Below are 380 nucleotides of genomic sequence, written 5' to 3' on the forward strand. Positions count from 1 at the left end.
GGGGTGGTATCGCCGAACTTGGTGCCCCACAGGGTCATGGTCTTTGCCCAGTAGCCCGACACCTTCGTCACCCTGAACGTGGTCTGCACCAGCGCCGGCGTCTTGCGCACCGCGGAGCTGACGCCGACCTGCACATTATTGATGCGGGCGACCTGCATGAAAGTGGTCGGCATCGGATAGCTTGCCGTAGCGGTGAAGGTCGCCGTGCCGGAAGCATCGACGTTGACGCCGGTCAGTGTCGCGGTGCCTTGGCCGCTGTTGGCGGCATAGGCCTGCTGCAGCGCCGTTTGGCGGTCGGAAAGCGCCGTCGTGGTCGGCATGGTGGTGATCGCAAGCACTGCGGCGTCGAGCGCGTTCTGCATGTCGCTGCGCGTCGTCAC

General features: G+C 65.3%; 1 pseudogene. It reads right to left on the reverse strand.

Annotation, left to right across the window (positions count from 1 at the left end):
• Positions 1-380: pseudogene (locus EN786_RS36325) on the reverse strand (hypothetical protein); the annotation flags it as partial.

The sequence above is a fragment of the Mesorhizobium sp. M4B.F.Ca.ET.143.01.1.1 genome (genome assembly GCF_004792275.1).
Lineage (GTDB): Bacteria > Pseudomonadota > Alphaproteobacteria > Rhizobiales > Rhizobiaceae > Mesorhizobium > Mesorhizobium abyssinicae.